Raw genomic sequence first — 24,822 nt, 5'->3', positions numbered from 1 at the left:
CCCACACCTAGTTCCCAACGTTTACGGCATGGACTACCAGGGTATCTAATCCTGTTCGCTCCCCATGCTTTCGCTTCTCAGCGTCAGTAGTGGCCCAGAGACCTGCCTTCGCCATCGGTGTTCCTCCTGATATCTGCGCATTTCACCGCTACACCAGGAATTCCAGTCTCCCCTACCACACTCTAGTCTGCCCGTACCCACCGCAAGTCCGGGGTTGAGCCCCGGATTTTCACGGCAGACGCGACAAACCGCCTACAAGCTCTTTACGCCCAATAATTCCGGACAACGCTCGCACCCTACGTATTACCGCGGCTGCTGGCACGTAGTTAGCCGGTGCTTCTTCTGCAGGTACCGTCACTTGCGCTTCTTCCCTGCTGAAAGAGGTTTACAACCCGAAGGCCGTCATCCCTCACGCGGCGTCGCTGCATCAGGCTTTCGCCCATTGTGCAATATTCCCCACTGCTGCCTCCCGTAGGAGTCTGGGCCGTGTCTCAGTCCCAGTGTGGCCGATCGCCCTCTCAGGCCGGCTACCCGTCATCGCCTTGGTGAGCCATTACCTCACCAACAAGCTGATAGGCCGCGAGTCCATCCCAGACCGAAAAACTTTCCACACCATAACCATGCGGTTTAGTGTCATATCCGGTATTAGACGCCGTTTCCAGCGCTTATTCCAGAGTCAGGGGCAGGTTACTCACGTGTTACTCACCCGTTCGCCACTGCTCACCCGAAGCAAGCTTCGAGATCACCGTTCGACTTGCATGTGTTAAGCACGCCGCCAGCGTTCGTCCTGAGCCAGGATCAAACTCTCCGTTGATGTTCACAAACCCGACCCCCGAAAGAGTCGGATAAAACTGAACCCAATAAAGGGTTGTCTACCCGGCTGAGTCTGAACAACCAGCAATTAAGCTGAATGATCATTGTCAACCAAAGGATAATCGAATCAAGAACAACCACCACATGCCCACAAAGGACACATCGCAGCCACCCTCGAGACGAGGTTAATTGGCATCGATTTTTGACACGCTGTTGAGTTCTCAAGGATCGCACGCACACCATCACCCAACCCATCAGGGCCAGACTCAAGGGCAACTCTCCAAACTTACCCGCGGCCACACTTGGGAGTCAAATCCGGTGAGCCGTTCATCGAACGGCCGGATCTGATCACGCTTGGATCTTCGCGGGGTGTTCATCCTAGCAGCCTCTCGGCCGCTTCCCAAACTCGCTGTTTCCGGCGACCTGAGCTGGATGAAGCTTCCCAACCGTGACCCCCGAGGGCGTCACGCTGCTCACGACGTTTCCGCCGCTGTCGAACTGTTGGGGTCTGCCCCGGGACCGGCCTACGTCGTGCTTGGCACTGGGCCTCACACCGTGGTGTCCGTTCCTCCCTGTCGGGCTGACATCGAGAACATTAGATGACGTTCTCCCCCAACGCCAAATCGGGTTCCCGCTTCGACGTGTTGTGAGCCGCTGTGCCACGAAAACCGTTGCGGGACACCGGTTCTGGTTCAGTGGTGGTACTGGTGGACGACGGCGTGCCCCTTGCCGCGGGCGATGAGCCATCGGTTGACGGGCACGGTCACGGCAAAGGCCACCACGAGGGCGAAGGCCAGGGACGCCCAGAACAGCCAGGAAGCAAGGCCCGCGTCCATCGCTCCCGGGACGAGGAGCACGATCGCGTTGTCGATGATCTCCATGACCGTGATCGAGACCGTGTCGGCAGCAAAGGCGACTCCCAGAGCCGCAGCCAACGGCAGACCGGCTCGCAGGACCGGCGTGATCGTCAGGGCGTAGCCGAACACGAAGGCGAGCACGACAGCCAGCACGATGGTCGCGAGATTCGACAGTCCGAGAGCTGTTCCGATCGCCAGCCCCAGGACCTCCCCGATGGCGCAACCCGTGAGGCAGTGCAGGGTCGCGCTGATCGCCTGCGACCACAGCCCGGGACTGCTCGGGCCGTGCGCTGGGTCAACGGAGTGTTCGTCGTGTGCTGTCATGACCCGTTGAACTATACCCCTTGGGGGTATATTCCTGCCGACGCGGGAGAAAAGTCCCGTTGAACCATCGCCGATGGCAACTATTTGCCCTAGCGTGGCCAGCGGTGCCGCGACTCACCGTGAGAGCCAGCACCGTCCAACCGAGCGAGGGGAACAGCGATGGTCACATCGAGGCACAGTCAGGTGGGCACGACCACCGAACCGAGAGCCGGCCGCCACAGGCGCCGAGCCATGGTCGGGGTCCTGGGCATCCTCGGGTTGCTCGCTGCCCTGTTCTTCGGAGGCGCCGGAGCCCAGGCGGACACCCCCGACAAGGAGACGACCCTGACCGTCGCGGTGTCCCAGGAGGTCGACTCCCTGAGCCCCTTCCTCGCGGTGCGTCGGATCACCACTGCCCTGGGCCGACTCATGTACGACTTCCTCACCAACTACGACCCGAAGACGGGCAAGAGCGTCCCGGGGCTGGCGGAGTCGTGGGACACGTCCGCCGACGGGCTCACCTGGACCTACAAGATCCGTGAGACCAACTGGACCGACGGGAAGCCGGTCACCGCCGAGGACGCGCGCTGGACGTTCGACACGATGATGAAGGACGAAGCTGCCGCCACGGCGAACGGGAACTTCGTGGAGAACTTCGAGAGCGTCGCAGCTCCCGACGCGCGAACCCTCGTGATCAAGCTCAAGGCACCGCAGGCCACGATGCTCGCGCTCGACGTGCCGATCCTCCCCAAGCACGAGTGGGAGAACGCCGGCGACTTCTCCAAGTTCAACAACGACAAGAAGTTCCCCATCGTCGGGGACGGCCCCTGGATCCTCAGCAAGTACGAGGTCAACAACGCGATCACCCTCGTCCCGAACAAGAAGTTCTGGCGAGGCGCTCCCAAGTTCGACAAGCTCGTCTTCCGGCACATCGATGACCCCGACGCGCAGGTCGAGGCACTCAAGGCCGGTGAGGTCTCCTTCGTCGCAGGTCTGACGTCGGCCCAGGCCACGTCCCTGGGGTCCGTCGACAACATCACGGTCAACAAGGCCAAGGGCAAGCGCTTCCAGGCCATCACGATCAACCCGGGAGCCAGGCTCCAGGACGGCACCGAGTTCGGTGACGGCAACAAGGCCCTCAAGGACCCAATCGTCCGCGAGGCCCTGGTGCGCACCATCGACCGCGCCGCCATCTACAAGACGGCCTACGGCGGTTTCGGTGAGGCCAATGGTGGCGAGATCCCGTCCCGCTACAAGGACTACCACTGGGAGCCCACTGCCGCCGAGGCCATCAACTTCGACATCGCCAAGGCCAACCAGCTGCTCGACGGCGCCGGCTACGCGAAGGGAGCGGACGGCATACGCGCCAAGGGCGGCCAGAAGCTGTCCTTCCGATTCAACGTGCACAACGACACGCCTCAGTACGTCCAGGCCGCCGAGATGATGCGCGAGTGGGCCAAGGAAGCGGGCATGGAGCTCAAGGTCGAGCCCGTCTCCGAGGTCGGTGCCCTGCTCGATGCCGGGACCTACGACATCCTCACCACTGGCTGGAGCGTCAACCCCGACCCCGACTACATCCTCGGCATCAACAAGTGCTCCGGACTGCCGGCCAAGATGGGCGGGCCGTACCTGTCGGACGCCTACTACTGCAACCCCGAGTACGACAAGCTCTACGACCAGCAGCTCGCCGAGCTCGACACCGGCAAGCGGGCCGCGATCGTCAAGCAGATGCAGCAGGTCCTCTACAAGGACAACGTCTTCGTGGTCTGGGGCTACGCCGACCAGCTCGAGGCCTTCCGCAGCGACGTCATCGAGAAGATGACGCCCCAGCCGGACCCGGGCGGCAACTACGACAGCCAGGACGGCTACTGGAGCTGGTGGTCGGCGCTCCCGGCCGGCGCCAAGTCAACCGCTGACTCCAGCGGCGGCGGCAACGGTCTGGCCCTGGGCCTTGGCGCAGGCGCGCTCGTCGTCCTCGCGGGTGGGTTCTTCCTCCTCCGGCGACGCGGTGGCGCCGCTGCGGACGAGCGGGAATAGCCCCGTATGGCGGAAATTGTCCCGAGCGGTCTGGCCCCGCACCTCGAGGATGAGGTGCGGGACCAGCCTGCCGGTGCGCCCGGTGACCACGGCGACAGGGACCGTGACAGCGTGCGCCGCACCGCGGCATACATCGGAGAAAGGCTTCTCGGAGCGGCGGTCTCGCTGCTCGCGGTGATCTTCACCAGCTTCTTCCTCTTCCGGATCGTGCCGGGTGACCCCGTGCGCGTCATGACCCACGGTCGGCCCGTGACCATCGAGCAGAAGGTGGCGCTCGCGCGCGAGTTCGGGCTCGACAAGCCGCTGCTCGAGCAGTTCGTGAGCTACCTGCTGGGGGTGCTGCGCTTCGACTTCGGTGAGTCGTTCCAGTACAACCGGCCCGTGCTGAGCATGGTCGGCGAACGGCTCGGCCCGACCGTGCTGCTCGTCGGCGCCAGCCTCCTCGTGTCCACCCTGCTCGGCTTCTGGCTGGGTGTGCAGGGGGCGTGGAAGCACGGCAGCACCGCAGACCGGGTCAACACCGGCGTCGCGCTCACCCTGTGGTCGGTGCCGAGCTTCTGGCTGGGCCTCATCCTCATCGTGGTCTTCGGCTCCGGGCTCGGGTGGTTCCCGACGGCGGGGATGAGGACTCCCGGGGTGGAGGGGTCTGCGGCCGTCCTCGACGTCGCGCACCACATGGTGCTACCCCTCGTCACGCTCGTCGCCGTGGTCTACGCGCAGTACCTCATGGTCATGCGGTCCTCGCTCCTCGACGAGATGGGGTCGGACTACCTCGTGACCGCTCGCGCCAAGGGCCTGCGTGACAGGGAGGTCAAGCGTCGTCATGCCGTGCCGAACGCCCTGCTCCCGACCATGACGCTCGTCTTTATCAATGTCGGCTTCGTGCTCTTCGGGGCCGTGCTCGTCGAGACGGTCTTCTCATGGCCTGGCCTCGGCAAGCTGTTCTACGAAGGGCTCAGCGTGCCGGACCTCCCGCTGGTGCAGGGCCTGTTCGTCATCTTCTCCGCGACGGTGATCCTCATGAACCTCATCTCCGACCTGCTCTACCCCGTCATCGACCCGCGGGTGCGGCCGTGAGCGCGGGCGTGAGCTCGGGTGCCACGACGGCCAGCCCGCGCCAGCTCGCGTGGGCGCGCCGGCGCCGGGCGGTGGCCACCTTCTGGAGGGAGTACCGCCGCAACCGCGCCGGGCTCTTCGGGCTGGCGGTGCTGGCGCTCTTCGTCCTGTCCGCGCTGCTGGTCCCCCTGCTGGTCGGAGAGGACGCGCTCAGCGTCACCCGTCCCCCGGGCGAACCACTCCAGCCGCCGAGCGGTGAGTTCCTCCTCGGCACGGACCGGTCAGGTCGCTCCGTGCTGGACCTCGTGCTGTGGGGGTCCCGCGTCTCGCTGACCGTGGGCTTCGCCGCGACGTTCATCTCCATCGCGCTGGGCGGTCTCATCGGCATCCTCGCCGGCCACTTCCACGGCTGGCCGTCGGCGGTGCTGCTGCGGATCACCGACTGGTTCCTCGTCATGCCCACCCTCGTGCTGGCCGTGGCCCTGGCTGCGGTCCTCGGTCGCAGCATGTCGACGATCATCATCGCCATCGGCGTCACCTCGTGGCCGACGACAGCGCGGCTCGTCCGGGCACAGACACTCGCCGTGGAGGCGCGTCCCTACATCGAGCGGGCCCGCGCTCTGGGCGGTGGCCACTGGCACGTCATGTCCAGGCACGTCCTGCCCAACGTCATGCCGATCGTCCTGGCGCAGACCACCCTGATGGTCGCCGGTGCGATCCTCACCGAGTCCACCGTCGCCTTCCTCGGGCTGGGCGACCCGACGATCCCGTCGTGGGGCAGCACCATCCAGGCCGCCCGTGACGTCGGCGCCGTGAGCTCCGGCATGTGGTGGTACATCCTCCCGCCCGGCATCGCCATTGCCCTCGTGGCGCTGGCCTTCACCCTGTGCGGGCGCGCGATCGAAGGCGTGCTCAACCCCCGACTGAGGACTGGCAAATGAGTCAACCCCTGCTCTCGCTCGAGGGACTGAGCGTCACCTACCGCACCCAGGGCGGTGACGTGGCAGCCGTGCGCGGCGTCGACCTCGAGCTGGCCCGCGGCGAGAAGCTCGGCGTCGCCGGTGAGTCGGGATCAGGCAAGTCCACGCTCGCGCTGGCCCTCCTGCGCCTGCTGCCGCCCACGGCGACCGTCACCGGCCGTGTCCTCCTCGACGGCGAGGACCTCCTCGGGATGAATTGGGGACGGCTGCGCGCCGTGCGCTGGGCCGGCGCCTCGATCGTCTTCCAGGGAGCGATGCACTCGCTCAACCCGGTCCACACGATCGGCGACCAGATCGCCGAGCCGATCCTGCTCCACGAGAAGGTCGGCGAGGCCGAGGCCACCCGCCGCGTGGCGCAACTGCTCGACGAAGTGGGTATGCCGCCCGCTCGCGCACGTGCCTATCCGCACGAGCTCTCGGGTGGGCAACGCCAGCGGGTGATGATCGCCATGGCGCTCGCCTGTCGGCCCGAGCTGATCATCGCCGACGAGCCCACGACTGCCCTCGACGTGATGATCCAGGCCCAGATCCTCGGGCTGATCGACGACCTCGTCGCCCGGTCGGGCATCAGCCTGCTGATGATCAGCCACGACCTGTCGGTCCTCTCCGACGTCTGCGACCGGTTGGCCATCATGTATGCCGGCCGGGTCGTCGAGGTGGGCCCCGCGGACGAAGTGCACAAGCGTGCGAAGCACCCCTACAGCGCAGCGCTGGCGGCGGCGTTCCCGACCGTCGGCGACCCCGCCTCGCGGCTGCAGCCCCGCGGCCTCGCCGGTGACCCGCCCGACCCGGAGTCGCTCCCGACCGGGTGCTCGTTCCATCCGCGCTGTGCGTTGCGTCGTGACGCGTGCGACGTCATCGACCCGCAGCTGTGGCCTGCGGGCGAGAACGGCCAGAAGCACGATGCGGCCTGCGTTCTCGTCCTCCCGGACGAAGGTGCGTCGCTCGCCCGGGGCGAGCCCCACGGCATACACGAAGAAGACAAGGTGGCCCGATGACCAGCGATCGTGAGCCGCTCCTGTCGGCCAGGGATCTCCACGTCGAGTTCCCCGGCCGTCGGGGTGGGCGACCGGCCCGTGCCGTCGACGGCGTGAACCTCGACGTCCACGAGGGCGAGATCGTCGCCCTCGTCGGCGAGTCCGGGTGCGGCAAGACAACGCTGGCCCGCACCCTTCTCGGACTGCAGCAACCCACCTCCGGCGAGGTGGCCTATCGCGGCACTCCGCTGAACTACTCAGGCAAGGCGCTCAAGGCCTACCGGCGCGAGGCGCAGCTCGTGCTGCAGGACCCGAGCGGCTCGCTCAACCCTCGCCACACCGTCTACGAAGCCGTGGCCGAAGGTCTGCGGATCCACGGCGAGGCGGTCAACGAACCCGAGCGGGTCGCCGATGCGCTCTCGCGCGCCGGGCTGCGACCGCCCGAGCGGTTCTTCCTGCGCTACCCGCACGAGCTGTCGGGCGGGCAGCGGCAGCGCGTCGTCATCGCCGGTGCCCTGGTGCTCGATCCCGCGGTGATCATCGCCGATGAGCCGGTGGCCTCGCTCGACGCGTCGGTGCGGGGCGAGATCCTGTCGCTGCTTCTCGGACTGCGTGACGACCTGGGGCTGGCAGCGCTCGTCGTGACGCACGACCTTGGCCTCGCGTGGAACATCGCCGACCGCGTGGCGGTCATGTATCTCGGCCGCATCGTCGAGACCGGCCCGGTCGAGAAGATCCTCACCGCGCCGGAGCATCCCTACACGCAGGCGCTGTTGTCGGTGCTGCCCGAGGGCGGGGCCCCAGTCGTCCTCACGGGCGAGCCACCGGACCCGACGCGCATCCCCGGAGGCTGCCGGTTCCACGTCCGCTGCCAGGTGCTCGCGTCGGGCGAGGCCGGGGCCATGGGCCTGTCCACACAGTGTCGTGGCCAGGACGTCGCCGTGCTCGCGGGCGGGACCAGCTCACAGGTCGCCTGCCACGTCGCCCTCCAGCGCCGCGAGCAGGAGTCCGCAGTGCGGTCAGGCGAGGGCGGGGTCGTCCAGCACTAGCGTGCCCGCGTCGGCGTCAAGCGTGACCGTGACGCCGAGCGGCACGGTGAGGGTGCTCGGGCAGTGACCGAAGCCCAGGTCCCAGAGGATCGGCACGCCCAGCGCGCTGAGGCGGTCGTGCACCAGCTCCTCGACGGGTTCGCAGCCCTGCCAAGAACCGACCGCCACCCCGGCGACCCCATCGAGCCACCCGGAGCGCAGCAGGTGGGTCAGGTAGCCGTCGATGCGATAGGCCTTCTCGTCGACGTCCTCGAGCAGGAGGACTGCCCCGGCGGCCGACGGGAGTCCCGTCGGGGTGCCGAGTTCGGCTGCGAGCAGGCTGAGGCAGCCCCCGACGGTCACACCCCGGGCCTGACCGGGGACCAGCGCACGCGCGGTATCGGAGCTCAGGGTCTGCGTCTCCTCCGGTTCGAAGAGCGTGAGGCGCAGGTGCTCGGCACTGCGCTCGTCGTTGACGAACACCTCGGTCGCGACCATCGGAGCGTGCAGGCTGACGAGGCCAAGGTGGGTGGCGATCGCCGAGTGCAGAGCGGTGATGTCGCTGTAGCCGGCCAGCACCTTGGGCCCAGCGGCGCGCATCGCGTCCCAGTCGAGGTGCTCGAGCAGGCGCTGCACGCCGTAGCCGCCGCGGGCACACAGGACAGCGGCCACCGATGGGTCGCACCAGGCTTCCTGGAGGTCCCTTGCCCGCGCCTCGTCGTCTCCGGCCAGGTAGCCAAACCGGTCGGAGCGCGCGCCTGCGCTCGGCGCCACCTCCACCTCGAGTCCCCAGTCCCGCAGCATCGCGACACCGGTCGCGATCCGGTCCTTGGGCGACGAGCCACTCGGCGAGACGACGACGACCCGGTCACCGGCCACGAGGCGCGGAGGACGCGTCAGCTCTCGAACGGGCGTCGCGGATGTCGGGGCTGTCGGGCGGACGGTCGCGCCACTCGGTGTCACCGGGTCTCCTCCTGAAGGTCTGTCGCAAGTATCCCAGCGGTCCTGCGCTCGCTGCATGTCGACAGGCCAGGGCGGAGTCATTCGCGGCGCAGGCGGAGTTTTCACCTTTCGCCCGTGGGCTCCTGTCGCCCTGGGTATCCCCTGGTGCTGGGTGCCCTGATCACCGGGTTGGCTGGCGACCCGTTCGAGCTGGGTGGCTGGCGCGTGCCGCTCGGCTGGCTGGTGGTGGTGGCCTTCGTCCTGACCTCGCCAGCTCTGACGCCGCCGGCCGGGAAGCGTGCTCAGAGGCGGTCGCGCAGCCAGGCGAAGTCGGCCTGGTGCTCCTCGGCGCCACCGGGTGTCTCGCACACGACCGGCGCGCCCGCCGACCGGACGACGCCCGCCAACAGATCGGCGTCGATCTGACCCGCACCGAAGTTGGCGTGCCGGTCGGCCCCTGAGTCGAAGGCGTCACGGCTGTCGTTGCAGTGGACGAGGTCGATGCGACCGGTGATCGCGAGGATGTCGTCGACGACGGTGTCGAGCTTGTTGCCGCCGGCATGGGCGTGGCACGTGTCGAGGCAGAAGCCGACCTGGTCGGCCTGCGAGGCGGAGCCGATGGCGTCCCACACCTTGGCAATCCGCTCGAGATAGCGGGCCATAGCGTTGTCACCGCCCGCGGTGTTCTCGAGGAGCAGCGGCAGCTTGAGGTCGGTTGCCTCAATCGCCTTGCGCCAGTTGTCGAAGCCGACCTCCGGGTCATCGGTCTTGCCGACGTGACCGCCGTGGACGATCAAACCCTTGGCTCCGATCTCGGCGGCGGCGTCGACGTGCTGCTGGAGGAGCTTGCGGGACGGGATGCGGATCCGGTTGTTCGTCGTCGCGACATTGATGATGTAGGGCGCGTGGACGTACAACGCGATCCCAGCCGCCTCGGCGTCCGCGCGCAGACCGGCTGCTCCCCCGGCATACCGGATCTCTGGTCCCTTGTATCCCTGAGGGTCACCGAGGAAGAACTGGACCAACGTCGTGCCGCGGGCAGCGGCTTCGGCGAGGGGGTCGGTCTGGTCGACGTGGGCACCGATGGTGAGACTCATTCCACCAGTCTAGGAACGACCGGTGTCAGTGCCCGACCACGACCGACGGCCGCACCCTGAGCGGCGCGAACTCGAGCGTGCCGTCATCGACGCGCCGCGCCGACATCAGTCGCAGGTCGTGGAAGTAGTTCTGCTTGACCGTCCACGGCTTCGTCGTGCCCTGCTTCGGCAAGAGGTGCCTTGAGCGCTGGACGTAGCCCGACGACAGCTCGAACGGCGGCTCCCCGTCCTCGATCGTCTCGTCGAGCCGCGGAGTCGCGGTGGCGGCCCCCGTCTGCGTCATACGTGCAAGCACGGCGCTCACGAAGCGCGACGTCAGGTCGGCGCGCAACGTCCACGAGTTGTTGGTGTAGCCCAGGCACACCGCGAGGTTGGGCACTCCCCCGAACATCGCGCCCTTGTAGAAGTAGCGCTCGTTGGGCGCAAACGTCGTGCCGTCCATGGTGAAGGTGATGCCACCAGCCACCTCGATCCTCAGCCCCGTCGCCGTGATGATCGCGTCTGCCTCGAGCTCCTCGCCGCTGGTGAGCCGGATGCCGTTGCGGGTGAACTCCTGCACCGTGTCCGTGACGACGGAAGCGGCACCCCGGCGAATGGCCGTGAAGAAGTCCCCGTCGGGGACGATGCACATGCGCTGGTCCCACGGACCGTAGGTGGGGGTGAAGTGCTCCCGCACGACCTCGCTCCCGACGAACTTCGCGTTGAGCCGGGCGAGGCCCTTGCGGACGGCGCCGGGGAAGCGCTGGCTGACCTCGTAGAGGCCGACGTTCTGCACGACGTTCTTGGCGCGGATCGCCCGATGGGCGGCGCGCGCTGGCAGCACCCGACGCAACCCGTCGCCGATGGAGTCCTTGCCCGACCGGGGCAGAACGTAGGAGGGGCTGCGTTGGAGCATCGTCACGTGGGCCGCGCCCTCGTCCGCGAGCGCCGGCACGAGCGTCACGGCCGTGGCACCGGAGCCGATGACGACGATGCGCTTGCCGCGGGGCTCGAACTTCTCGGGCCAGAACTGCGGGTGGATGATCGGCCCGTCGAACGCCGCGCGCCCGGGGAAGTCGACGACGTGCCCCGTGTCGTAGGAGAAGTAGCCGGTGCAGATGTAGAGGAACGACGCCGTGTGCTCGATGAGCCCGTCGACGGTTTCCGCCTTCACGGTCCAGCGAGCCGTCCCGGAGGACCATCCCGCCGCGATGACCCGCTGTCCGTAGTGGATCCGCTCCTCGACGCCGAACTCACGGGCGGTGTCGCGGATGTAGTCCCGGATCGACTCCCCCGAAGCGAGCAGGTCCGTGCCGGTCCACGGGCGGAACGGATAACTGAACGTGTGGACGTCCGAGTCGGACCGGATCCCGGGGTACCGAAAGAGATCCCAGGTCCCACCACTGGAATCGCGCGACTCCAGGACAGCGAACGAGCGGTCCGGATTGAGCTGGGTGAGCCGACAGGCTGCGCCCACACCCGAGAGACCGGCTCCGACGACGAGGACGTCGACATGGAGGCTCTTCACGTCAGCCTTCTCCCCTGTGGGCACGAAACAGAGCCACCATGAGACCACGGATGAGCGTGTCCTTGCACCGTGGCAGCATGAGGCCTCCATCACGACCCCCGCCAACTTCAGGACTTCTGCGTGGCCCTCTTTGCCCTCATCGCCGTGTCAGTCGTCGGTCTGCTCACCTTCTGGTTGCACCGTCGCCTGGTCGTCGCGCCGGGTTGGCAGACGCGGTGGAGGTATGCCGTGACGGCCGTTCTCGTGGCCCTGACGGCCCTCGCCGTGGTCGCCCTGGCAGGCGGGCTCCGATGGGGCACGGCCGATGACACGCGACCCGTGGCCTGGCTGGGGCTGACCTGGCTCGTGGTCGCGTTGTACCTCGCTCTTGGCCTGGCCGCGGCGCAGCTCCTCGCGCTCATCACGTGGCTCGTCACCGCTCGCGAGCAGCGCAGCACGGTCCTTCGGCGGGTCAACCGAGCCACAGCGGTCCTGGTGACGACAGCGGCACTGGGCACAACGGCATACGGCGTCGTGGCGGCAGCCGACCCCACGATCACGAGGACGACGCACACGTCGGCGTCCCTGCCGCAGTCCTTCGACGGCACGACGGTCGCGCTCGTCACCGACCTTCACGCCGGCATCGTCCACGGCTCCGACTTCACCCAGAAGGTCGTCGACCGCGTCAACGCGGCCAGGCCCGACATCGTCGTCCTCAGCGGAGACCTCGTCGACGCGCCCTATGACCGGCACCGCAGCGAGATCGCTCCACTGGCCGGCCTCGACGCCCCGCTCGGCGTCTTTGCCGTCACCGGCAACCACGAGATCTACACCGGTTCGACGGCGGAGTGGGTGGCCGAGTGGAAGCGCCTCGGCATCACGGTTCTCACCAACACCTCCGAGGTCGTCACCCGCGACGGTGAGACCATCTCGATCGCCGGCGTGCACGACTACGAGGGCACCGGCGAGTTCGCTCCCGACCCGCAGCGGGCACTCACGGGCACTGCCGATGCGTTCACGCTCTATGTGGCACACCAACCCCGACTGGCTCAGAACTCGCAGAACCTCGGCGTCGACCTGCAGCTGTCCGGACACACCCACGGCGGTCAGGTCTGGCCCTTCGAGTTGTTCGTCCCGCTCCAACAGCCCATGGTTGAGGGGTTCGCCGTGATCGACGGCGTCCCCGTCATCACGAGTCGCGGTGCCGGCACGTGGGGGCCGCCGGTGCGTGTCGCCGCAGCACCCGAGATCCCGCTCATCACCCTGAGGAAGGCCTGACATGTCCGACCCGACCGCACTGGGAGCACCCAGGTACCGGTCCGTCGCCCATCCCGCCAAGCCACTGGTCGTCGTCGGTGCGATCGTTGCCGCCGTCGGTGTCCTCGTCGGACTCCTCGTCGCCGCGATGGGCGGTTGGTCCATCGCCCTCGGGCTCGCGATCATCGTCGTTCTCGTCGGCCTCGGCTGGCTCGTCGCCAAGGGTCCGGTCACGGTCACCGTCACGGATCGCGCGGTCACGGTGGGCTATCCCGTCCTGTCGCGCACGATCTCGATGGCGGACATCACCGATGTGGGGGCGGGCGACCACGTCAACGGCTTCGGCCACGGCTGGGGCGTGCGTTGGGAGGGCCGTGGCAAGTGGGCCTACCGCGTCGGCGGATCCATGGCGACCCTCGTGCACCGGCGCGGTCGCCTCGGTGTGTCGGTCGATGACGCCCATGAGTTCGTCGAGGCCGTCGTGGCAGCTCGCCAGGACATCGCGTGAGCGAGATCGTCGTCGGTGACGACGGGCTGTCGCGTCCGGTGTGGGCGTCGGTCGACCCGATGCTGCGCGACTACTACGACACGGAGTGGGGTATGCCGGTGCGAGACGAGCGCGGCGTCTTCGAGCGCCTCTCGCTCGAGGCCTTCCAGTCGGGGCTGTCGTGGGCGACGATCCTGCGCAAGCGCCCAGCCTTCCGCGAGGCCTTTGCCGACTTCTCCCCCGAGGCCGTGGCCGAGTTCGGCGATGACGACCACGAGCGGCTCATGGCTGACGCCGGCATCGTCCGCAACCGGGCCAAGATCCTCGCAACGATCCAGAACGCCCGGGCCACGCTGGAACTGCGCGACGACCCCGACGGTGACCTCGCGGCATACGTGTGGTCCTTCCAGCCCACGGACACCCCGCGGCCGAAGACGTACGCCGACGTGCCGACCACCTCGCCTGAGTCGCTCGCCCTGTCGAAGGGCTTGAAGCGCAAGGGTTTTGCGTTTGTCGGGCCGACGACGATGTATGCCCTCATGGAGGCGCTCGGCATCGTCGACACGCACCTGCTCGACTCGCACCGCCGCGGCACGTCGGGCGTCTGGCCAGCCTGAGTCACCGATCGGGCGGGCCGGCGGCAGATTCGGCCTAGCCTGCTGTGCATGGGTCCGATGATTCGTGCCGCCAGCCTGCGTGGCTTTGCGCCGTTGGTGCGCGAACTGGGCGGTGACCCCGACGCGCTGTACGCGCGGTTCGGCATCGATGTCGGCGCCCTGGCCCACGATGACGCCCTCGTGTCGATCACGGACCACGACCGGATGCTCGACGTCACGGCACGCGAACTCGACTGTCCTGACCTCGGGCTGCGACTCGCCACCTCGCAGGACATCACCATCCTCGGGCCCATGGCGGTGGCCATCGAGGCCTCCTCCACGGTGGCCGAGGCTGTCGAGTGCGCGTCGAGCTTCATCTTCGTCCACTCCCCTGCCCTCAGCATCGGCGTGGAGCCCGACCCCCGCGGCGTGCGTGGCGTGGTGGCCCTGACGTATCGCAAGGACCCGCGCCAGTCGCCCTACTCACCCCAGGGCATCGAGCTCGGGCTGGCGCTCTTCCACCAGGTCGCCGCCTTCCTCATCGGCGAGCGCTATGGCCTGCGCTCCGTCGAGATCCCGCACGCACCCCTGTCCCCCGTGAGCCGCTATGTCGAGGCGTTCGGGGCCGAGGTCAAGTTCGGCGGTGAGACGCCCGCGCTGCGAGTCCACCGCTCGACGATGGACGCCACGTTCGAGAGCGCCAATGCGGCGATCCACGCAATGGCCCTCAAGCACCTCCGCAGCCACGAGAATCCCACCCGCACGGTGGCGGCTCGCGTCCGGCTGGCCCTGGCCGAGGTGCTCGGCAACAGCGACCCCTCGCTGGACACGGCCGCTCGCCTCCTGCAGGTCCAGCCCCGAACCCTGCAGCGCCACCTCGCGCAGGAGAACACCACCTTCGAACTGGTGCTCGACCAGGTGCGTCATGAGGCCGCCCGCCGCTACCTCACGATGACGGACCTGCCGATGAGCCAGATCGCCGCACTCGTCGGTTTTGCCGAGCAGTCGACCCTCAGCCGCGCGGTCCGGCGCTGGGAGGGCCAGAGCCCGCGCGAGGTCCGGCACGCGGCCGGGTTGTCGTCCTGAGTCAAGTTCTTCGTTGATCCAGAGAGCAGTCTGGGGGTCCTCGGCGGCGCCGAGGCACCCTTTCTGCACGCTGCACGACATACGAGCACTGGAGTGAACGATGACCGACCTGGACACGACCGCCTCGAGCACGACCGCCTCGAGCACGACCGACCTCGCCAGCATCGGCGCTCGCAGCATCCCCGAGTTCGACGGGGTGCACGACGTCTGGCCCCGCGGCGCTCGGCTGCAGGCGGTCCGCGACGCGGCCACGGCATACAAGAAGCGTTTTGCCTCTCAGGGCCAGGTGCACGCGGTGAGGTCGGTCGACATCGCGGCAGCGCCCTACCCCGTGTCGTTCGCTTTCAACGGCGCCGTGACCGTGCCCCACCTGCCCCTGATCTCGATGATCAACCGGATGATCGTCGTCCAGTACGACGACTGGGACGGCAGGGCCCGCACCCTCGTGTTCGAGCCGACGGTGCCGGCCGGCTCGGCCGAGGCGCCATTCTATGCGAACCTCCAGGCCCTGGCCGACGGCATCCCCGGCGCCAACAAGGTGCTCGAGGCCGTGATGCTCAAGTACTACAACGAGCCCAAGGACGTCCTCGACAAGCTCGGCCTCAGCGCCGACGACATCGACTTCTGCACCTTCGACCACCTCCACGTCCAGGACCCGCGGATGATCCTCGGCTCGACCGACGTCATCCCCGGCGAGTCGGCGCCGCGCGAGCCGATCTTCGGGAAGGCGCGGATGCTCGTCCACGAACGCGAGCTCGCCACCCTCCAGTCGCTCCACCCGATGCAGTGGGCGTGGTACGTCGAGGACGGCCTCAGCGGTGTCGACCTGGCGATGTTCGCGACCTTCACCGGGGACATCGAGCTCGGCCCCGGCCTGACCCTGCTGTGGACCCCCGGCCACACCGACGGCAACCACTCCCTGTGCATCAACACCCCCGACGGCGTGTGGGTCTCGTCCGAGAACGGCATCTCGCTCGACAACTGGCAGCCCGAGCTCTCGAAGATCCCCGGCGTGCGCAAGTATCACGAGATCTACGGCCGCGAGATCTGCCCGAACTCCAACACGCTCGAGGACTCGCTCGACCAGTACGACTCGATGATCAAGGAGAAGATCATGGCGGACCCGAGCAAGAAGGACCCCCGCTGGCTGCAGATCCTCCCCTCGACCGAGCTCGCGCCGTGGAAGAGGTTCTGGCCGGTCCTGCCCACCCACGTCCACGGCGGCATCTCGTACGGCACGATCACGGCGGGTCGTCGATGAGCACCGGTGCGCGCCGCGGCGCCGTCGTCACGGGCTCGGGCCGGGGGCTCGGCAAGGAGATCGCCCGACTGCTCGTCACCCGCGGCTACGACGTGCTCGTCACCGACCTCGACGAGGCGGCTGCCAGGGCGAGCGCGGACGAGATCGGCGCGGCCGGCTGGCGGGTCGTCGACGTGCGCGACGAGAAGCAGGTCCTCGCGGCCCGAGACGCCGCACTCGCCCGCGCCGGTCGCATCGACGTGTGGGTCAACAACGCCGGCGTCCTCATCACTGGTCCCGCCTGGGAGCAGTCGGAGGAGCAACGACGGCTGATGGTCGAGGTCAACGCCATCGGCATGATGAACGGCATCCTGGCCGCCATCGCCGCGATGCGTGACTCCGGCGAGGGCGTCGGTCACGTCGTCAACATCGTCTCGCTCGCCGGCCTGACGGCCGTCCCGGGAGAAGCGGTGTATGCCGCGTCGAAGCACGCCGCGATCGGCTTCAGCCTCAGCACGCTCACCGACCTGCGGCTGGCCGGCATCGACGGGATCGACATCTCGTGCATCTGCCCCGACGGCATCTGGACGCCGATGCTCCACGACAAGCTGGAGGACCCGCAGTCGGCGCTGTCGTTCTCCGGCAAGTTGCTCCAGACGTCGGAGGTCATTGCCGCCGTGGCCCACGTCCTCGATCACCCGAAGCCGGTGACGACGCTGCCCAAGTGGCGCGGTGGTCTCGTGCGTTTCGGTGACACCTTCCCGCGGGTGGCGCTCAGGCTGGCCCCGCAGGTCTTCGAGCAGGGCCGCAAGGCGCAGCGCAAGTTCCTCGCGAAGGGCGTTCCCGACGACAAGCCCTGACCCCACGAGTCGGGCAGCCCGGGCACGGGGCGCGGCAAACGACCTCTGGTCACGCCCTGCTGAGCGTGCGCGGTTCGAGGGACCACGCCTTTGCCGCGCACGGTGCCCACTTGGCGCTCAGGTGCCCGAGGGGAAGCGCACGTCCTCGAAGGGCACGCCGAACATACGACGTGTCACCTCGAGTTGCAGCGCGAACCAAGCCAGCGCCGCACCGACCCCGCACGCCACCGTGAGCCACGTGGTTTCCTGAGCCGCGGCGCCGACGAGGGCGCCGAGCGTCCCCGCCACGAGGGTGTTGATGACGATGACGAAGAACGTGGTGCTGCCGACGATGTGCACGAGCATCGGTCGCCGGTTGCCGAGGGTGTAGGTCGCCATGAGCCCCGCTTGGTCGTCCTTGGTCGACGCCGTCAGATAGGGCTCGATCTCCGGAGCAAGTTCGACATAGGCCGCCCTCAGTCGGTTCATGGCCCGGATGAGCTGCGCATCCTCCTGGCTGGCAAGCCCCACCCGGAGAGCGGTGAGGCTGCCCACGACAAGAGAGGCTGCGGCAAAGCCGATCCCCAGGCCCAGGAGAGATCGGTCAAAGCCGACACCTTGGGCCACGAGGGCGAGCACGACGAGGAATGCCGACATCACAGTGAGCAGGATCGAGATCCGGCTCATGATCTCGCTCCACGTCATCGAGCGGGTCCCGAGCAGGCTCCAGTGTTCGGTGGCGAGCATCGTCGCCAACTCCGGCCGAGGCGGTGGGCTCGAGCTCGCCTCCCCGGCGGTCACCGGGTCGTCTGCACCCATGGGTCGAGTGTCCTCCCGACGAGCCGGAACACGACATGGAATGGAAGAAGGGCCGGACACGATGTGTCCGGCCCCTTCTCTTCGGTGGAGCATAGGAGATTCGAACTCCTGACCTCTTCCATGCCATGGAAGCGCGCTACCAACTGCGCCAATGCCCCGAGTTGCCCCGGTGGGACGTCCCCCGAAGGCGACTGCGGAAGTTTACGACGCGGTCTGCTCCGCAACCAAATCGGGGTCAGGCAACCCCGGAATCACGGGCCGGAGCGGTTGCCGCCGAGTGGTTCCAGGTCTGGATCCGCCACCCCGCGCGGCCTTCGGTGAGTTCGACCCAGTGGCAGTTGCCGAGGCCACCGAGGGCGATCCACGACGTGCGTTGGTCGATGCCGACGAGGTCGGCCGCGAGAGCACGACCCGCGACGCCGTGCGTGGCGATGACGGCACACTCCCCCGACTCGAGGGTCTCGAGCAGGGCGTCGACACCGGCGCGGCACCGCAGGGCGACGTCGGCGACCGACTCACCGTGGCCGCCGCGCTTGAAGTCCTCGCCACGCAGTAGCTTGTCCATGTCCTCGGGGTAGCCCTCACGGACCTCGTCGCCCGTGAGGCCCTGCCAGGCACCCGCATGTATCTCACGGAAGCGTTCGTCGGTGCAGAAGGGTATGCCGTCCACGCGCGCGACCGTCTCGCCCGTCACTGCCGCTCGGGACAGGTCGGAGGCGACGACGCGCACCGGCTTGAAGGCCACGAGTGCCTCAGCGGCCGCCGCGGCCTGGGCCAGTCCGCGTTCGGACAGGGGCGAGTCGAGCTGCCCCTGCCAGACGCCGGCGGCGTTGTGGCTGGTCTCGCCGTGTCGGAGCACGATGAGGCGTCGGGGGGCACCGACGTTCATCAGGCTGGTGTTGGCGCCAGCCACCGTCAGGCCTGCTGCTCCGTGCCCACCGCGCCGAGGTCGACCTCGGGGCAGTCCTTCCAGAGACGCTCGAGCTCATAGAACTCGCGCTCGTCGTCGTGCTGGACGTGGACGACGATGTCGCCGAAGTCGATGAGGACCCACCGGCCGTCACGCTGACCCTCGCGGCGCACGGGCTTGGAACCCATGGCCCGCAGGGAGTCCTCGACCTCGTCGACGATGGCGCCGACCTGTCGCTCGGACTCTGCGGAGGCGATGACGAAGATGTCGGTGATCGCGAGCTGCTCGCTCACGTCGATGCCGACGATGGTGGTGGCGAGCTTCTCCGACGCTGCGTGGGCGGCGGCGCGAGCAAGCTCGAGGGAACGGTCAGTGGCGGGCACGAGACTCCTTGGGTGCTGCGGACGGTGCGTCGGTCGACGCATCCTGCGCCGCGGCATACAGATGGTGTTTGTTGATGTACTGGACGACGCCGTCCGGCACGAGGTACCAGACCGGTTCGCCGTCGGCGACCCGCTCCCGGCAGTCGGTGGAGCTGATGGCCATGGCCGGCACCTCTTGAAGGGTGACACGGTCTTGCCGAAGTCCGGACTCGGACAGCTCGTAGCCGGGGCGCGTGACCCCGATGAAGTGCGCAAGGTCCCAGAGCTCGTCGATGTCCTTCCACGACAGGATCTGGGCGAGGGCATCGGCGCCGGTGATGAAGAACAGCTCGTCATCGGGGTGCTGCGCGCGCAGGTCGCGCAGGGTGTCGATCGTGTAGGTCGGGCCCTCGCGGTCGACGTCGACGCGGCTCACCTGGAAGCGCGGGTTCGACGCGGTCGCGATGACCGTCATGAGGTAGCGGTGCTCGGGTTCACTGACCGTGCGCTCGGCCTTTTGCCACGGCTGTCCCGTCGGCACGAAGATGACCTCGTCGAGACCGAAGTGCGACTGCACCTCCGAGGCAGCCACGAGGTGGCCGTGGTGGATGGGATCGAACGTCCCACCCATCACGCCCAGGCGGCGTCGGGGTGCGCTCAGTGGTGACCCTCGTCGTGCATCGTTCCGCCGTGCGCGTGCGCGAGGTCGGTCGAGTGGTGGTCGTTGCGCTCGCTGTCGGGCGTGTGCTTCTGCGCGTTGCCGCGGAAGGCCCACGTCAGGGCGAGCAGCAGCGCAAAGGCCGCCAGTGCGGTGACCGCGAAGGCCCATGCGGGCGCAGGAAGGGCGTGGTGGGCGGCTTCCTCGGCGAGGACACGAGCGGCGTGCGATGTCATGGGTGGCAGCCTACCGTCCTCGTTGTCCACCGGTGTCGTCCACAGGGCTGTGCATGGGAGCGTGGCGAAGGCCCTCAGCCTGTGGACGACACGCGCGGGCGACGCCGCTGGGCGAGAAACTCGCTGATCCGCTTGCACCACAAGGGGTTTCAGCGATAAACAAGGACCCACGAACAACCACCCTGGCCCTCGGGCACGGGTGGAAGTCGGGTCGAAGGAGAACGGCTGTGCCACTGGCCCCGGGTGAAACCGGGACTGGGTGGGGGGTGACCCACACCGCGAGCGACATCGCGGGGCACACCGCGGCCGACGGCCAGAGTCGAAGTTCGCCCCGGTCCAGCCGGGACGACGCCACTGTCGTGTGGCCCCCTCGGCGGGTCCGCCCGTCGGGAACGACCGGCTCACATGAATAAGGGCTAGCCCCGGCGCTGAAGGCCCCCGATCTCATACATCGGGGGCCTTCGGTGCGTCCTGGCGGAGTCTGGGCGGCGGTCCGGACATGGCGGAAGCACCCGCCCCTTACGCTGAACCCCATGCCCGCGCCTGCTCCAGCCATCACCGTGAGCATCGTCATCCCGATGTTCAACGAGGAGGCCGTCCTCCCGCTGCTCGTGGACCGCCTCCGCCCGCTCGCCGACGGGATGGGCGCCACCTATGAAGTGGTGGCCGTCGATGACGGGAGCAGCGATGCCACCCCTGTGCTCCTCGAGCGACTGCGACGCGAGTGGCCGCAGCTGCGGATCGTCCGGCTGCGCGCCAATTCCGGCCACCAGGCCGCGATCTCGGCGGGGTTGCAGCGCGCCCGCGGCGACTACGTCGTCACGCTCGACGCCGACCTCCAGGACCCGCCCGAGGTCATCCCCGAGATGTTGCGGGTCGCTCGAGAGGATGCGGTCGACGTCGTCTACGGCGTGCGCGAGGACCGGTCCACCGACACGGCCTTCAAGCGCGGCTCGGCGCGACTGTTCTACAAGACCATCCGCCGGCTCGCGAGCATCGATGCCCCTGTGGATGCGGGCGACTACCGCCTCATGTCGCGCGCCACGGTTGAGGCCGTGAACTCGCTGCCCGAGCACAACCGCGTCCTGCGCTTCGTCGTGCCAGCCCTGGGCTTTCCCTCGGCCGCTGTGGGTTACACCCGTGAGGTGCGAGCCGCCGGGACCTCGAAGTACCCGCTCGCCAAGATGATCCGCCTCTCGGTCGACTCGGTGACCGGCTTCTCGCTGGCGCCCCTGCGCTTCGCGACCTGGCTCGGACTCCTCGGCGGGGTCGCCGCCTTCGGCGTTCTTGTGTATGCCGTGTTCGCTCGCGTCCTCGGCCACGCCCTGCCCGGTTGGACCTCGACCGTCGTCATCGTGGCTGCGGTCGGCGCCGTGCAGCTGCTGGCACTGGGCATCCTCGGCGAGTACGTCGGCCGGATGTATGCCGCGATGCAGGCTCGACCGACCTACTTCATCGCCCACGACTCGCTGGAGTCGGCCGTTGGTTCGGCCGAGTCTCCTTCGCGTGACGGAGCTGACCAGCCCCACGCCTGAAGTCGTGACCGGGGCGCAACCCTGTTTCGAAGACAAGCAGGAAGGGCCACTGGGAGACTGCGGGCATGTCCCGACGGACCGTGGTGATCGCGGCAGTCATCGCACTGCTCGCGATGGTTGGCGCCAGCGTCGCCGGACTGGTCGTGATGTTGCGCGGGAGCAATGAGTCGTCAGCATCGCCCGGCCCGGACATCACGGCCCGAACGCCGAGCGGTGCCTTGACCTTCACGATCCCGGCGACCTGGCGCACCCTCGCCTGCCCCACCAACTCGGACTCGAGCGAATGCCTGCGCGTCGCGGCCTCCGGAATGCCCGATGACCAGGCCGCAACGGTGTCCGTGGTCCCGCGCAACCCCGTCGAGGGCACTCCGCTGGACCTGATCGCGCAGACTGCTGTCGGAATTTCGGGGGTCTCCCGGATCGTCGTCGACGGACTACCGGCCGGACGGGTCGATCCACCGTCGCCGGGTGACGCTCGGCCCGGCAAGCCAGCTGGCACCATCGTCGTCGTGGGTCGGGCCCGGCACGAGAACGAGACCTTCTTTTCTGTCGCGTGCCCGGTTGCAGCCGACCCGGCGCGCGGCCAGCAGGTCTGCGACCAAGTCCTCCACACGCTCCACGTCACGCGCTGATCGAGTCGCTTTGCGTGCGCAGCGTCGGCCCCGCCCTTGATGAGGACGGGGCCGACGACGTCAGCAGCAGTGGTTGGAGCTCAGCTGCCAAGGTGGGTCAGGGTACGGAAGTGCTCGATCAGGGCGAGTGACCCGGGCTGGGTTTTGCCGACCGATTCGGTGAACAGGAACGTCGGCGTCGTCACCTGGTACGGCGCGGTCACCTGGAACGTCACCGGATCAACTCCCGGCGTCGGGGTGGCGCACTGGGTGTCGACGGTGCCCGGATAGTCGAAGAGTCCGGCCTTGGTGAAGTTGGACAGGTGCGTCACCGTGCCCGGGCAGGCGGTCATCGTGCCGTCGGGCTTGATGTCGGCGAGCACCGAGCGGTAGTCGCCCTGGCTGTCGATGACGCCGCCAAGCAGCTTCGCGGAACCGTCGGCCTGGTGCGAGACCGCCCACTCCCAGCCGGCGTACTGCTGGTCACTGAGGTTGAAGTTGCCCCAGTTGTGGTCGTGGTAGCCGCGCCAGCCGTCGACGCTGATGGGCTTGAGGGAGCCGACCGGCCAGATCCAACCGGTGACGTTGGACGTCGCGGCGGGGACGGTCCAGTAGAGCGACTGGTTGTCATACGTGGCCGGGCCCCAGGTGACGCCGGGCTTGAGGTTGTTGAGCCAGAGGTCCGCGGTGACGCCGTTGGCCGACCACTTGAGGTTGTAGGCCTTCTTCGTCGCGTCGTACTTGAGGCAGCCTGCGAGGGCGCAGACCGAGGGCTGGTTCGTCGTCACGGGCGGAGTCGTTGCCGACGTGAGGTGCGACTTGTTGCCGTTCTTGTCGTACCAGAAGGTGTTGACCAGGGGCAGCGGTGCAGAGAAGAGCTGCGCGATGAAGACCTCGCCCGTCGCGGGGTTGGTCACGTGGACGTACCACCACTCGGTCTGACTTCCCGCGTGCGGACCGTTGTCGGCAGGGGTCGCCAGCTTCGTCGGGATGTCGCCCCCTGCCGTGGGCAGCGTGTAGTCCGCCGGACTCGTGAGAATGCTGGCCGAGCCGGCCGTCGCGGGTCCCGCCAAGACCATCACGACAAGGGCGAACAGGGCGGTGAGCAGGGTCGTCAGCAGACGACCGCGGGTGAGCTTCATCGAGTGTGACCTCCGGTGAAGGGGTGCAGTCGCCGTTGACCGCGCCCAGTGCGCCCACCTTCTTGGGTTAATTGACAGTTGTCAACCGCACGGGAGGTCGCCTACCGGGAAGTGCCTCAGCGGATCTGGCCGTCGCCCTCAACGATCCACTTCGTCGTCGTGAGCTCGGGCAGCGCCATCGGGCCACGGGCATGCAGCTTCTGGGTGGAGATGCCGATCTCGGCACCGAACCCGAACTCGCCGCCGTCGGTGAACCGCGTCGACGCGTTGACCATGACCGCAGCCGCGTCGATCTCGGTGGTGAATCGCCGTGCCGCCGCGCGGTCCTCGGTGACGATCGCCTCGGTGTGCCCGCTCGAGTGCGCGCGGATGTGGGCGAGCGCGGCGTCGAGGTCGGCGACGACCGCAACGCCCATCTCGAGCGCGAGGTACTCGGTGTCCCAGTCCTCCTCCGTCGCCGGAACGTGGGGTATGCCGGCCGCCTCCGCAGCGCTCCCGGCCGCCGGATCCGTGTGGAGCACCACTCCGGCGCCCGACAGCTCGGCGAGGACCTTGGGCAGGAACTCCTCGACCAGCGACGCGTGGACGAGGAGCTTCTCTGCGGCATTGCAGACGCTCGGGCGGTGGGTCTTGGCGTTGATCGTGATCGCGAGCGCCTTGTCGAGGTCCGCGGCCGCATCGACGTAGACGTGGCAGTTGCCGACCCCTGTCTCGATCACGGGCACGGTCGACTCAGTGACGACGGTCTGGATGAGCCCCGCTCCCCCACGCGGAATGATGAGGTCGACCTGGCCGCGGGCCGTGAGGAGCGCTCGCACGGCGTCGCGACCTCCGTCGAGAAGACCGATGGCGTCGGCCGGCAGGCCCTGCACCTCGAGCGCATCACGCATGACCGCGACGAGAGCCTTGTTGGTCGACTCCGCCGCCGACCCACCGCGCAGGATTACGGCGTTGCCCGACTTGAGCCCGAGGCCGGCGGCGTCGACGGTGACGTTGGGGCGGGCCTCGTAGATCATGCCGATGACGCCCATGGGCACGCGGACCTGACGGATCTGAAGACCGTTGGCGGGGGTCGATCCACGCACGATCTCGCCGACCGGGTCGGGCAGGGCGGCGATGTCACGTACGGCCTCGGCCACGGCCGCCACCCGCTCGGGCGTCAGCGTCAGTCGGTCGATGAGCCCGTCGACCATGCCACCCGCCCGGCCTCGGTCGACATCCTCGGCGTTGGCCGCGACGATCTGCTCGGTCGCGGCGTCGAGGGCATCGGCCAGGGCTCGCAGGGCTTCGTCCTTGTCGGCGCGGCTGAGCAGGGCAAGCCTGCGCGAGGCCTCGCGGGCCTTGCTGGCGAGGTCGGCGACCCGGGCGATGTCGGCGGGGGCGAGCGCGGAGGCAGTGGGTGCTGAGGCTTGAGCCATACCCCACAGCGTAAATCGCGGCAGCGGGCGGCATACACGCATCTCAGGGA

At 68.1% G+C, this 24,822-nt stretch carries 24 protein-coding genes, 1 tRNA gene and 1 rRNA gene; 13 read left to right on the top strand and 13 right to left on the bottom strand.

All coding sequences use genetic code 11. The annotated features are described in order from the left end of the window. Together JNB_RS20155 and JNB_RS20150 are read right to left on the bottom strand one after the other, a co-directional pair. A 16S ribosomal RNA gene (locus JNB_RS20155) occupies positions 1–814 on the bottom strand; the annotation flags it as partial. Positions 815–1,505: 691 nt separating this feature from the next. Then, entirely contained in the window at positions 1,506–1,994 is a 489-nt protein-coding gene (locus JNB_RS20150; RefSeq protein WP_009778395.1) for a DUF4396 domain-containing protein, read from the bottom strand. Positions 1,995–2,225: 231 nt separating this feature from the next. On the opposite strand from JNB_RS20150, the gene JNB_RS20145 reads away from it, so the two are divergent. Genes JNB_RS20145 through JNB_RS20125 form a run of 5 tightly spaced genes read left to right on the top strand, consistent with a single transcriptional unit; the run spans position 2,226 to position 8,072 of the window. Continuing rightward, positions 2,226–4,010 (top strand): ABC transporter substrate-binding protein, encoded by a 1,785-nt coding sequence (locus JNB_RS20145; RefSeq protein ID WP_009778394.1) that lies wholly within the window; start codon positions 2,226–2,228, stop codon positions 4,008–4,010. Between the two features lie 6 nt (positions 4,011–4,016). Then, positions 4,017–5,087 (top strand): ABC transporter permease, encoded by a 1,071-nt coding sequence (locus JNB_RS20140; RefSeq protein WP_009778393.1) that lies wholly within the window; start codon positions 4,017–4,019, stop codon positions 5,085–5,087. After that, positions 5,084–6,007 carry an ABC transporter permease gene (locus JNB_RS20135; RefSeq protein ID WP_009778392.1) on the top strand — a complete coding sequence of 308 codons (924 nt, stop codon included), beginning with the start codon at positions 5,084–5,086 and terminating at the stop codon, positions 6,005–6,007. The genes JNB_RS20140 and JNB_RS20135 overlap by 4 nt, the downstream gene beginning before the upstream one ends. Then, on the top strand, positions 6,004–7,044 hold the full coding sequence (locus JNB_RS20130; protein ID WP_009778391.1) for an ABC transporter ATP-binding protein: 1,041 nt from the start codon (positions 6,004–6,006) through the stop codon (positions 7,042–7,044). The genes JNB_RS20135 and JNB_RS20130 overlap by 4 nt, the downstream gene beginning before the upstream one ends. Then, on the top strand, positions 7,041–8,072 hold the full coding sequence (locus JNB_RS20125) for an ABC transporter ATP-binding protein (protein WP_009778390.1): 1,032 nt from the start codon (positions 7,041–7,043) through the stop codon (positions 8,070–8,072). Before JNB_RS20130 ends, JNB_RS20125 begins: the two co-directional genes overlap by 4 nt. Here the strand turns inward: JNB_RS20125 and JNB_RS20120 are convergent. From JNB_RS20120 to JNB_RS20110, 3 genes are all read right to left on the bottom strand, one after another. After that, positions 8,043–9,014, bottom strand: coding sequence for an LD-carboxypeptidase (locus JNB_RS20120; protein ID WP_050766658.1), 972 nt, complete (start codon positions 9,012–9,014; stop codon positions 8,043–8,045). The genes JNB_RS20125 and JNB_RS20120 overlap by 30 nt on opposite strands. A 281-nt stretch (positions 9,015–9,295) precedes the next feature. Further along, positions 9,296–10,090, bottom strand: a complete 795-nt coding sequence (locus tag JNB_RS20115; RefSeq protein WP_009778388.1) for a deoxyribonuclease IV — start codon at positions 10,088–10,090, stop codon at positions 9,296–9,298. A gap of 25 nt (positions 10,091–10,115) precedes the next feature. Further along, the gene (locus JNB_RS20110) at positions 10,116–11,597 is read right to left on the bottom strand and encodes an NAD(P)/FAD-dependent oxidoreductase (protein ID WP_009778387.1); all 1,482 of its coding nucleotides are present in this window, start codon (positions 11,595–11,597) and stop codon (positions 10,116–10,118) included. A gap of 120 nt (positions 11,598–11,717) precedes the next feature. Between JNB_RS20110 and JNB_RS20105 the strand changes: the two genes are divergently transcribed. The 6 genes from JNB_RS20105 (at position 11,718) to JNB_RS20080 (ending at position 17,102) form a co-directional block, all read left to right on the top strand. Then, the gene (locus tag JNB_RS20105; protein ID WP_009778386.1) at positions 11,718–12,854 is read left to right on the top strand and encodes a metallophosphoesterase; all 1,137 of its coding nucleotides are present in this window, start codon (positions 11,718–11,720) and stop codon (positions 12,852–12,854) included. Between the two features lies 1 nt (position 12,855). Next, positions 12,856–13,341 (top strand): hypothetical protein, encoded by a 486-nt coding sequence (locus tag JNB_RS20100; protein ID WP_009778385.1) that lies wholly within the window; start codon positions 12,856–12,858, stop codon positions 13,339–13,341. After that, the gene (locus JNB_RS20095) at positions 13,338–13,937 is read left to right on the top strand and encodes a DNA-3-methyladenine glycosylase I (protein WP_009778384.1); all 600 of its coding nucleotides are present in this window, start codon (positions 13,338–13,340) and stop codon (positions 13,935–13,937) included. The genes JNB_RS20100 and JNB_RS20095 overlap by 4 nt, the downstream gene beginning before the upstream one ends. A gap of 48 nt (positions 13,938–13,985) precedes the next feature. Further along, positions 13,986–15,002, top strand: coding sequence for an AraC family transcriptional regulator (locus JNB_RS20090; RefSeq protein ID WP_009778383.1), 1,017 nt, complete (start codon positions 13,986–13,988; stop codon positions 15,000–15,002). Positions 15,003–15,102: 100 nt separating this feature from the next. Next, positions 15,103–16,263, top strand: a complete 1,161-nt coding sequence (locus tag JNB_RS20085) for a hypothetical protein (RefSeq protein ID WP_009778382.1) — start codon at positions 15,103–15,105, stop codon at positions 16,261–16,263. After that, complete coding sequence (locus tag JNB_RS20080; RefSeq protein WP_009778381.1) at positions 16,260–17,102, top strand: SDR family oxidoreductase; 843 nt, start codon at positions 16,260–16,262, stop codon at positions 17,100–17,102. Before JNB_RS20085 ends, JNB_RS20080 begins: the two co-directional genes overlap by 4 nt. A gap of 117 nt (positions 17,103–17,219) precedes the next feature. Here JNB_RS20080 and JNB_RS20075 read toward each other — a convergent pair whose 3' ends face one another. The 6 genes from JNB_RS20075 to JNB_RS22130 form a co-directional block, all read right to left on the bottom strand. Next, the gene (locus tag JNB_RS20075; protein ID WP_009778380.1) at positions 17,220–17,900 is read right to left on the bottom strand and encodes a hypothetical protein; all 681 of its coding nucleotides are present in this window, start codon (positions 17,898–17,900) and stop codon (positions 17,220–17,222) included. Positions 17,901–17,985: 85 nt separating this feature from the next. Continuing rightward, positions 17,986–18,058 (bottom strand) — tRNA-Ala (locus tag JNB_RS20070). 77 nt (positions 18,059–18,135) lie between these two features. Continuing rightward, a complete protein-coding gene (locus JNB_RS20065) occupies positions 18,136–18,789 on the bottom strand; it encodes a histidine phosphatase family protein (protein WP_040885330.1) in 654 nt (217 codons plus the stop codon). Between the two features lie 26 nt (positions 18,790–18,815). Continuing rightward, positions 18,816–19,193 carry a ribosome silencing factor gene (rsfS, locus tag JNB_RS20060; RefSeq protein ID WP_009778378.1) on the bottom strand — a complete coding sequence of 126 codons (378 nt, stop codon included), beginning with the start codon at positions 19,191–19,193 and terminating at the stop codon, positions 18,816–18,818. Then, the gene (gene nadD, locus JNB_RS20055; RefSeq protein ID WP_256364588.1) at positions 19,180–19,833 is read right to left on the bottom strand and encodes a nicotinate-nucleotide adenylyltransferase; all 654 of its coding nucleotides are present in this window, start codon (positions 19,831–19,833) and stop codon (positions 19,180–19,182) included. The genes rsfS and nadD overlap by 14 nt, the downstream gene beginning before the upstream one ends. Further along, entirely contained in the window at positions 19,830–20,066 is a 237-nt protein-coding gene (locus tag JNB_RS22130; protein ID WP_009778376.1) for a hypothetical protein, read from the bottom strand. Before JNB_RS22130 ends, nadD begins: the two co-directional genes overlap by 4 nt. A 533-nt stretch (positions 20,067–20,599) precedes the next feature. Here JNB_RS22130 and JNB_RS20045 point away from each other — a divergent pair. Then, positions 20,600–21,601, top strand: a complete 1,002-nt coding sequence (locus tag JNB_RS20045) for a glycosyltransferase family 2 protein (protein ID WP_009778375.1) — start codon at positions 20,600–20,602, stop codon at positions 21,599–21,601. Positions 21,602–21,666: 65 nt separating this feature from the next. Next, positions 21,667–22,233: a hypothetical protein gene (locus JNB_RS20040; RefSeq protein ID WP_009778374.1), complete on the top strand. Its 567-nt coding sequence runs from the start codon at positions 21,667–21,669 to the stop codon at positions 22,231–22,233. Positions 22,234–22,313: 80 nt separating this feature from the next. Here JNB_RS20040 and JNB_RS20035 read toward each other — a convergent pair whose 3' ends face one another. Both JNB_RS20035 and JNB_RS20030 read right to left on the bottom strand, forming a co-directional pair. After that, complete coding sequence (locus JNB_RS20035) at positions 22,314–23,354, bottom strand: hypothetical protein (protein ID WP_009778373.1); 1,041 nt, start codon at positions 23,352–23,354, stop codon at positions 22,314–22,316. Positions 23,355–23,470: 116 nt separating this feature from the next. After that, complete coding sequence (locus JNB_RS20030; protein ID WP_009778372.1) at positions 23,471–24,772, bottom strand: glutamate-5-semialdehyde dehydrogenase; 1,302 nt, start codon at positions 24,770–24,772, stop codon at positions 23,471–23,473. Positions 24,773–24,822 lie beyond the last annotated feature (50 nt).

It is taken from the genome of Janibacter sp. HTCC2649 (assembly GCF_000152705.1).
Classification (GTDB): domain Bacteria; phylum Actinomycetota; class Actinomycetes; order Actinomycetales; family Dermatophilaceae; genus Knoellia.
This window is presented reverse-complemented; position numbering and strand designations above follow the sequence as displayed.